At 68.4% G+C, this 8,551-nt stretch carries 6 protein-coding genes; 5 read left to right on the top strand and 1 reads right to left on the bottom strand.

Annotated elements, in window-relative coordinates; genetic code table 11:
* Window positions 1-4: 4 nt before the first annotated feature.
* The 5 genes from VFF46_RS15300 to VFF46_RS15320 all read left to right on the top strand — a co-directional run bounded on the left by VFF46_RS15300 (window position 5) and on the right by VFF46_RS15320 (window position 6,286).
* Window positions 5-964, top strand: coding sequence for a DnaJ C-terminal domain-containing protein (locus tag VFF46_RS15300; RefSeq protein ID WP_325037777.1), 960 nt, complete (start codon window positions 5-7; stop codon window positions 962-964).
* Window positions 961-1,266, top strand: a complete 306-nt coding sequence (locus VFF46_RS15305) for a chaperone modulator CbpM (RefSeq protein WP_325037778.1) — start codon at window positions 961-963, stop codon at window positions 1,264-1,266. Before VFF46_RS15300 ends, VFF46_RS15305 begins: the two co-directional genes overlap by 4 nt.
* Entirely contained in the window at window positions 1,257-3,899 is a 2,643-nt protein-coding gene (gene clpB / locus VFF46_RS15310; RefSeq protein WP_325037779.1) for an ATP-dependent chaperone ClpB, read from the top strand. Before VFF46_RS15305 ends, clpB begins: the two co-directional genes overlap by 10 nt.
* Window positions 3,900-3,935: 36 nt before the next feature.
* The gene (locus VFF46_RS15315; protein WP_325037780.1) at window positions 3,936-4,586 is read left to right on the top strand and encodes a BON domain-containing protein; all 651 of its coding nucleotides are present in this window, start codon (window positions 3,936-3,938) and stop codon (window positions 4,584-4,586) included.
* Window positions 4,587-4,681: 95 nt separating this feature from the next.
* Window positions 4,682-6,286, top strand: a complete 1,605-nt coding sequence (locus tag VFF46_RS15320; RefSeq protein ID WP_325037781.1) for a Na+/H+ antiporter — start codon at window positions 4,682-4,684, stop codon at window positions 6,284-6,286.
* A gap of 10 nt (window positions 6,287-6,296) precedes the next feature.
* On the opposite strand, the gene VFF46_RS15325 is transcribed toward VFF46_RS15320, so the two are convergent.
* Window positions 6,297-8,551: FdhF/YdeP family oxidoreductase (locus tag VFF46_RS15325; RefSeq protein WP_325037782.1), on the bottom strand; the 2,255-nt coding region annotated here is incomplete at its 5' end.

Genomic DNA, 8,551 nt, shown 5'->3' on the forward strand with positions numbered 1-8,551 from the left:
CGCGATGGCCGATTTCTACGAGTTGCTCGGAGTCGGTCGGGACGCGCCGGCCGACGAACTGCAGCGGGCATACCGGAAGCTGGCCCGCCGGTACCACCCGGACATCAACAAGGACCCCGGCGCGGAGGAGAAGTTCAAGCAGGTCTCCGAGGCGTACGACGTACTGTCGGACCCCGAGCAACGCAAGCGGTACGACGCGTTCGGCGAGGACTTCCGCAGGGTCCCGCCGGATGTCGACCCCGAGACCTGGGCCCGAGCTCAGCGCGCCGGCGGCGGTCGCAGGTCCCCGGGCGGGTGGTGGACCGGCCAGGACCCGGCCGAGAGCAGTCGGGGCGGCTGGAGCGGCACCGCGGGCTTCGGCGAGGGCGATGTCGACCTGGAGGATCTGCTCGGTGGGATGTTCGGCGGTCGACGGTCCTGGGGGCCGATCCCGGGCGCCGACCAGGAGGTCGAGCTGGAGTTGCCGGTCGAGGAGGCGTACCGGGGTGGGCAGCGGCGGCTGACCATCTCCGGTCCGGACGGCGAGCGTACGGTCGAGGTCTCGATCCCGGCCGGTGTCACCGAAGGGCAGCGGATCCGGCTGGCCGGGCAAGGCGGGCAGGGGACCGGTGACGCACCGCCCGGCGACCTTTACCTGGTGGTGAAACTCCTTCCTGACAAGCGATTCCGGGTCGAGGGCCGCGACATCTACGCGGATCTGCCGGTGTCGGTCCCGGAGGCCGCGCTGGGCGCACGGGTGGCGCTCGAGACGCCCGGTGGCGAGGTCAAGCTCCGGGTGCCGGCGGGTACGTCGAGCGGCAAACGCCTGCGCCTGAAGGGCCGAGGTCTCGGTACGAAGCAGCACAGCGGCGACCTGTACGCCGAAGTACGGATCGTGCTGCCGGACAAGCTTTCGGACGGCGAGCAACAGTTGTACGAGCAGCTCGCGGCCGCGACCACGTTCGACCCGAGGAGGCGGCGATGAGTACCTCGTTGGCGCGGCCGTTGCTGCTCGACCTCGAGGCCTTCGCTCGGCGGACCGGCGTACATCCGCAACTGATCTCGCGGTTCATCGCCCTTGGGCTGCTCGAGCCCGTGCGAGACGGGTCCGGCCGGCTCTGGTTCCGGTACGACGACATCGCTGCCGTCGCCCGCATCCAGCGGCTGCGGGCGGCGTTCTCGCTCAACTACGCCGCCATCGGGCTGGTGATCGACCTGCTCGACCGGCTTGCCGCTCAGGAGAACGCACTCCGTGCCAAACGATCCGGAGGCCGATCATGGACATGAACCAGCTGACGCAGAAGTCGCAGGAAGCGCTGCACGACGCGCAGACCAAGGCGCTGCGTTTCGGGCATCAAGAGGTCGACGGCGAGCACCTGCTGCTGGCCCTGCTCGATCAGCCGGACGGGCTGATTCCGCGGCTGCTGGCCCAGGCCGGTACCGACCCGGACAGGCTGCGCGCGGATCTCGAGTCCGACCTGAGCCGGCGTCCGAAGGTGACCGGGCCGGGTGCGGAGCCGGGCCAGGTCTATGTCACACAGCGGCTGTCGAGGCTCTTCGACACCGCGGAGCGTGAGGCCAAGCGGCTCAAGGACGAGTACGTCTCGGTCGAGCATCTGCTGATGGCGTTGCTGGAGGAGGGCACGGAGACGGCGGCCGGCCGGCGGGCCCGTGAGCAGGGGCTGACCCGGGAGAAGTTCCTGCAGGCACTGACGGCCGTGCGCGGCAACCAACGGGTCACATCGGCGATGCCGGAAGCGGCGTACGAGGCCCTGGAGAAGTACGGGCGTGAGCTGGTGGCCGACGCGCGGACCGGGCGCCTGGATCCGGTGATCGGACGCGACCAGGAGATCCGCCGGACGATCCAGATCCTGTCCCGCAAGACCAAGAACAACCCGGTCCTGATCGGCGAGCCGGGTGTTGGGAAGACCGCGATCGTGGAGGGTCTGGCGCAGCGGATCGCGAACGGCGACGTACCGGAAGGGCTGAAGGATCGCGCGGTGTTCGCGCTGGATCTGGCCGCGCTGGTGGCCGGGGCGAAGTACCGCGGTGAGTTCGAGGAACGGTTGAAGGCCGTGCTGAACGAGGTCTCGGCGGCCGAGGGCCGGATCCTGTTGTTCGTCGACGAACTGCACACCGTCGTCGGCGCCGGCGCCACCGAGGGCGCGATGGACGCCGGAAACATGCTCAAGCCGATGCTCGCGCGCGGCGAGCTGCACATGATCGGCGCGACCACGCTCGACGAGTACCGCAAGCACATCGAGCCTGACGCGGCGCTCGAACGCCGCTTCCAGCCGGTGACCGTCGACGAGCCGACGGTCGAGGACGCGATCTCGATCCTTCGCGGGCTGCGCGAGCGGCTCGAGGTGTTCCACGGCGTCAAGATCCAGGACGGCGCGCTCGTCTCCGCCGTCGTACTGAGTCATCGCTACATCACCGACCGGTTCCTGCCGGACAAGGCGATCGATCTGGTCGACGAGGCGTGCGCGATGCTGCGCACCGAGATCGACTCGATGCCGGCCGAACTGGACGAACTGACCCGCAAGGTCACCCGGCTGGAGATCGAGGACGCCGCGCTGTCCAAGGAGGAGGACGCGGCCAGCGAGACCCGGCTGGAGGAGCTACGCAAGGAGCTGGCCGATCTGCGCGCCGCGTCCGACGCCATGCGGGCACAGTGGGAATCGGAGCGGCAGGTGGTGCACCGTACCCAGGACCTGCGCGGGCAGATCGAGCAACTGCGGCACGAGGCCGACCAGGCCGAACGCGAGTACGACCTCAACAGGGCGGCCGAACTGCGGCACGGCCGGCTGCCCGAACTCGAACGGCGGCTGCTGGCCGAGGAGGACCAGCTCGCCACCAAGCAAGGCGGTGGCCGGCGGCTGCTGCGCGAGGTGGTCACCGACGAGGAGATCGCCTCGATCGTGTCCCGATGGACCGGGATCCCGGTCACCAGGCTCCAGGAGGGCGAGCGCGCGAAGCTCCTCCGCCTGGACGAGATCCTGCACGAGCGTGTGATCGGTCAGGACGAGGCCGTCAACGTGGTCGCCGACGCGATCATCCGGGCGCGGTCCGGGATCAAGGACCCGCGGCGGCCGATCGGGTCGTTCATCTTCCTCGGGCCGACCGGGGTCGGGAAGACCGAGCTGGCGAAGGCGCTGGCGGCGGCGCTGTTCGACTCCGAGGACAACATCGTCCGGATCGACATGAGCGAGTACCAGGAGCGGCACACGGTCAGCCGACTGGTCGGTGCGCCGCCCGGCTATGTCGGGTACGACGAGGGCGGCCAGCTCACCGAAGCGGTACGCCGCAAGCCGTACTCCGTCGTCCTGTTCGACGAGATCGAGAAGGCCCACCCGGACGTGTTCAACACGCTGCTGCAGGTGCTCGACGACGGACGGCTGACGGATGCGCAGGGCCGGACCGTCGACTTCCGCAACACCGTGATCATCATGACGTCGAACATCGGGTCGTCGTACCTGCTGGAAGGCGTCACGCCGGACGGCCAGATCAAGGAGGACGCCCGCGAGGCGGTGATGACCGATCTGCGGCAGCACTTCCGGCCGGAGTTCCTCAACCGGGTCGACGACATCGTGTTGTTCACGCCGCTGACGCTCCCCGAGATCGAGCAGGTCACCGAACTGATGCTGAGCGACCTCCGTACCCGTCTCGCCGACCAGCAGATGACACTCGAGGTGACGCCGGACGCCTTGCGTTTCATCGCCGAACAGGGCTTCGACCCGGTGTACGGCGCCCGCCCGCTGCGGCGCTTCATCGCCCGCGAGGTCGAGACCCGCGTCGGCCGGGCCCTGCTCACCGGCGACGTCATCGACGGGGCGGTCGTCAAGATCACCGTCGAGGACCAGAAACTCCGCGTCGACGTCGAAAACCCACCGCCTGCCTCGCCAGGAGGAACGGCATGACGGATCGAGATCGGACCGGAAGACTGGAGCCAAGAGATGAGTGACGATCAGTTGCAGCGGGATGTGAACGACGCCATCTTCTACGACCCGAAGGTCGACAGCGTCGCGATCGTGTCCGCCGTCGAGGGCGGCGTGGTCACGCTGCGCGGCACAGTCGGCAGCCTGCGCGAGAAGCTCGAGGCGGAGAACGACGTACAGCATGTTGCCGGGGTCACCGCGGTGCACAACGACCTCGTGGTGAGCCCGCTGGAGGCCGCAGGACGCGATGACGCCGATCTGCGCGGCGCCGTCCTGCAGGCGCTGGTCCTCAACACCGGCGTACCGTCGACGATCGACGCGAAGGTGACCGACAGTTGGGTGACCTTGACCGGTACGGCGAGTTGGCAGCACCAGCGCGACGAGGCCGTGTCCGTGGTCAGCAAGCTGGAGGCGGTCAAGGGTGTCACGAACGACGTCCAGCTCGTGACCACCGAACCGATCGCACCCGACGTCAAGCAGTCGATCGTCGACGCCCTGCAGCGCAACGCGCAGGTCGATGCCAAGGGCATCACTGTGGAGATCGACGACACCACGGTGGTTCTGGGCGGTACGGCGACCTCGCTGGCCGAGCGCCTGGAAGCAGCCTCGGCCGCCTGGGCCTCCCCAGGGGTTACCGAAGTGGTCAACAACATCGAGGTCGTCAATTGAACCGGAGGTTTGCATGACGGGTGGCCCGCAACGACCGCGACCGCCCGAGTGATCGTCCCCGCGTCAGGGTCACGTGCGTACTGCTGGGAGGCTCTGTGGCCGGACAGGTCTGGTTCGTGCTCGCGATGGCCGCCGTCGTGGTGCTCGCTCGCGGTGCCGGTACCCGGTTGGGAGTGCCGTCCTCGATCCTGCTGACGCTGGCCGGCCTTGTGTACGCGCTACTTCCGGGGCCGAAGCTCACGTTGGACCCGGAGGTGGTGCTGCTGCTCGTGTTGCCGCCGCTGCTCTACAGCACGGCACGGCGCTCGAGCCTGCCCGCGATCCGGGCGAACCTGCGACCGATTGTCAGCCTGTCGGTGTTGCTCGTGCTGCTCACCGCGTTCGCTGTCGGTGCGCTGGTGAGCCTCGTGGTGCCGGGCATGCCGTTGGCGGTCGGCTTGGTGCTTGGCGCGGCGGTCGCGCCGCCGGATCCGGTGGCGGCGTTGTCGATCGGCCGTCGCGCCGGCCTTCCGCCGCGCTTGATCGTGCTGATCGAGGGCGAGGGTCTGCTCAACGACGCGACCGCGTTGACGACGTACCAGTTGGCCTTGGCTGCAGCGGTCGGCACCGGGTTCTCGTGGGCGACCGCGTCGGGTCGGTTCGTGCTCGCGATCGTCGGCGGCCTCGTCGTGGGTGGACTGATTGCGTTTGCCGTACGGCGGGCGCGTCCGTACCTGCGCGACCCGTTGATCAGTAACGCGGCGTCGCTCGCCGCGCCGTTCAGCGCGTACTTGCTCGCCGAGGAGATCCACTCGTCCGGCGTGCTCGCAGTGGTGATCGCCGGGCTGCTGATCGGGTACGACGCGGGCCGCGAGGAGACTGGTGCGTCACGGCTGCAGACCGGAGCGGTCTGGGAACTTGTGGAGTTCCTGCTGGAGGGGTTCATCTTCCTGCTGATCGGCCAGCAACTACCCGCGATGCTGAAGGAGTTGCAGACCGAGCCTCCGGGCCGGGTGATCGCTGCGGCCGCTGTGACAGTTGGCGTTGTCCTCCTGGTCAGGCCTCTCTGGCTGGTAGTCACCCAACGCGTTCCGGTCGGTCTGCACGCTCGACTCGGTATCACGCCGTCGGAGCGGCTCCGGCCGCGTGAGGTCGTCGCGATGAGCTGGGCTGGTACGCGTGGCGTCATCACGCTCGCGGCGCTGGTCGCCGTACCGCTGACAACCGAGGACGGACGGCCATTCCCAGAACGCGACCTGCTGCTGTTCTGTGCGTACGTCGTTGTGCTGGCAACTCTGGTCGGTCAAGGGCTGTCCTTCGCCCCGCTGCTCCGGTGGCTCAAGCTGGGCGTTGACGCAGCGGAAGTGGAGCAGTTGAACAACGAGGCACGGCTCGCGAGCGTCGAGGCCGGTCTGGCGGCGGTTGATCGGCTACTCGACGCGGATCGGATCGGTGCCGATTTGGCCGCCGTACTGCGTGCTCAGCTTGCCGCACGCGCCGACCGGTACAAGGCACGCACTGCCGCTCTCCTGCAGTCGGGCAACGGCGACATCACCTGGCCACAGGACTACCGCGCCACGGTCGAGGCACGCCGGGCGATCATCAACGCGCAGCGGGCCGAACTGGTCCGCTGGCGTGACGCTGGCCGGTTGCCGGATTCCAGTCTGCGGATACTGCGCCGCGAACTGGACCACGAGGAACGGACGCTGCTGGAGCTCTAGGGCGCCTATGTCATGCGTTGGCCGGGGTGATGCGGACCAGGATGTTCTTCATCAACGGCTGATCGCTCTGGCTGCTGTAGTCGCCGGCCGCGACCAGGACGTTCATCTCCGGCATGTAGCCGGCGGCGCTGCCCCGCGGTACGTCGTACCGGAGGGCCCGGTAGTCCCGCAGTTCACGTGTCGTCCCGTCCTTCGCGGTCGCGGTGATGTCGACCAGGGCGCCTTGCTCGATGCCGCGGTCGCGCATGTCCTCAGGGTTCATCAGGACGAGCGTGCGAAGGTTCTTGACCCCCCGGTAGCGATCGTTGTCGGAGTAGATCGTGGTGTTCCACTGGTCGTGTGAGCGCATCGTCTGCAGGACCAGTACGTCGTCCGTCGCCGGGACGACGTCCGGCAACTCGGCGGTGGAGAACTCGGCCCGACCGGACGGCGTGAGGAACACCAGTTCCCGGGCCGGCTGGCGCAGCCGGAAGCCCATCGGCGCATGTACCCGTCGGTTGAAGTCCTCGAAGCCGTCCAGGGCCTTGGCCATCACGTCGCGGATCCGGTCGTAGTCGCCGACGTACCAAGCCCACGGCGTCCGGCTCTCGGGCAGTGTCGCGCGGGCCATGCCGGCGATGATCGCCGGCTCCGACAGCAGGTACGGCGACGCGGGGCGCTTCCGGCCCGTCGACAGGTGCACCATGCTCATCGAGTCCTCGACGGAGGTGGATTGCGGGCCGCCGTCCTGCAGGTCGAGCTCCGTCCGGCCGAGGCACGGAAGAATCAGGGCCTTCCGGCCGTGGACGAGATGGCTGCGGTTGAGCTTGGTACTGACCTGCACGGTCAGTTCGCACTGCCGCAGCCCCGACGCGGTGGCGACCGTGTCGGGCGCGGCCAGTGCGAAGTTCCCGCCCATGCCGACGAAGACCTTGACGGTGCCCTCCTGCATCGCGGCGATCGTCTTGACGGTGTCGAGTCCGGGTTCGCGGGGCGGCTCGATCCCGCAGGCCGCCGCCAGGCGATCCAGGAACTCCGGCGCCGGGCGGTGGTCGATCCCGCAGGTACGGTTGCCCTGCACGTTGCTGTGGCCGCGAACGGGTGACGGTCCTGCCCCTTCCCGGCCGAGGTTGCCGCGCAGCAGCAGGAGATTGACGATCTCCCGCACGGTGTCGACCCCGTGCTCGTGCTGGGTGACTCCGAGGCACCAGCTGATCAAGGTGCGCTTCGACCGCGAATAGATCGCCGCGACGCGCCGGATATCAGCCTCTGACAGCCCTGATTGCCGCTCGAGGTCTTGCCAGCCGGTGTCCGCGCACAGCTTCTGGTACGCCGCGAATCCGTCGGTGTGCCGTTCCACGAAGAGCTCGTCGATCGCCTTCGGATCGGTCCGCGCCTCCTCGAGTACCGCCTTCGCGATACCGCGGAGCAGCGCCAGATCACCACCGGGGCGAACCTGGAGGTTGAGCGTGCTGGTGCGGGTCGACTTGTTGAGCGCCATGTCGACGATCTCGTGCGGGACGATCGTCCGGCCGGCCGCAGCCTCGACGAGTGGGTTGATGTGGACGATCTGTGCGCCGCGCCGGTACGCGTCGGACAGCGCGGTGAGCATGCGCGGTGCGTTCGAGGCAGCGTTGACGCCGATGATGAACAGGGCCTCGGCGCGCTCCCAGTCCTTCAGGTCGGCGGTTCCCTTGCCGGTACCGAGCGCTGCCTGGAGCGCGCGGCCGGACGCTTCGTGGCACATGTTCGAGCAGTCCGGCAGGTTGTTGGTGCCGTACTCGCGGGCCATCAGCTGGTAGAGGAAGGTCGCCTCGTTGCCGAGTCGGCCGGAGGTGTAGAACGAAGCCTGGCCGGGATGGTCGAGGGCACGGAGTTCAGTGCCGATCAGGTCGAACGCTGCCTGCCATTCGATCGGCACATAGCGATCGCTGGCGGCGTCGTACACCATCGGTTCGGTGAGCCGCCCGACGTCCTCGAGGGCGAAGTCCGTCCAGGTCTCCAACTCGGTGACGGTGTGCTCGGCGAAGAACTCACGGCCGGCGCGTTTCGGCGTCATCTCCCAGGAGACGTGCTTGATGCCGTTCTCGCAGATGTCCAGCTTCAGGCCGTCGGTCGCATCCGGCCACGCGCATCCGGGACAGTCGAAGCCGCCGTGCTCGTGGTTCATCGTGAACATGGCCCGCGTTCCTGACGCGACAGTGTGCTCCCGTCCGAGCACTCTGGCGACCGACATCGCCGCACCCCAGCCGGCCGCCGGGTGGTGGTAGTCCTTCTGCGACCACG

The sequence above is a fragment of the Kribbella sp. genome (assembly GCF_035655035.1).
Classification (GTDB): domain Bacteria; phylum Actinomycetota; class Actinomycetes; order Propionibacteriales; family Kribbellaceae; genus Kribbella.

Bases quoted from the DNA above. Each gene is read 5' to 3' on its own strand.
- VFF46_RS15300 (WP_325037777.1), top strand. From the start codon at position 5: ATGGCCGATTTCTACGAGTTGCTCGGAGTCGGTCGGGACGCGCCGGCC.
- VFF46_RS15305 (WP_325037778.1), top strand. From the start codon at position 961: ATGAGTACCTCGTTGGCGCGGCCGTTGCTGCTCGACCTCGAGGCCTTC.
- clpB (WP_325037779.1), top strand. From the start codon at position 1,257: ATGGACATGAACCAGCTGACGCAGAAGTCGCAGGAAGCGCTGCACGAC.
- VFF46_RS15315 (WP_325037780.1), top strand. From the start codon at position 3,936: ATGAGTGACGATCAGTTGCAGCGGGATGTGAACGACGCCATCTTCTAC.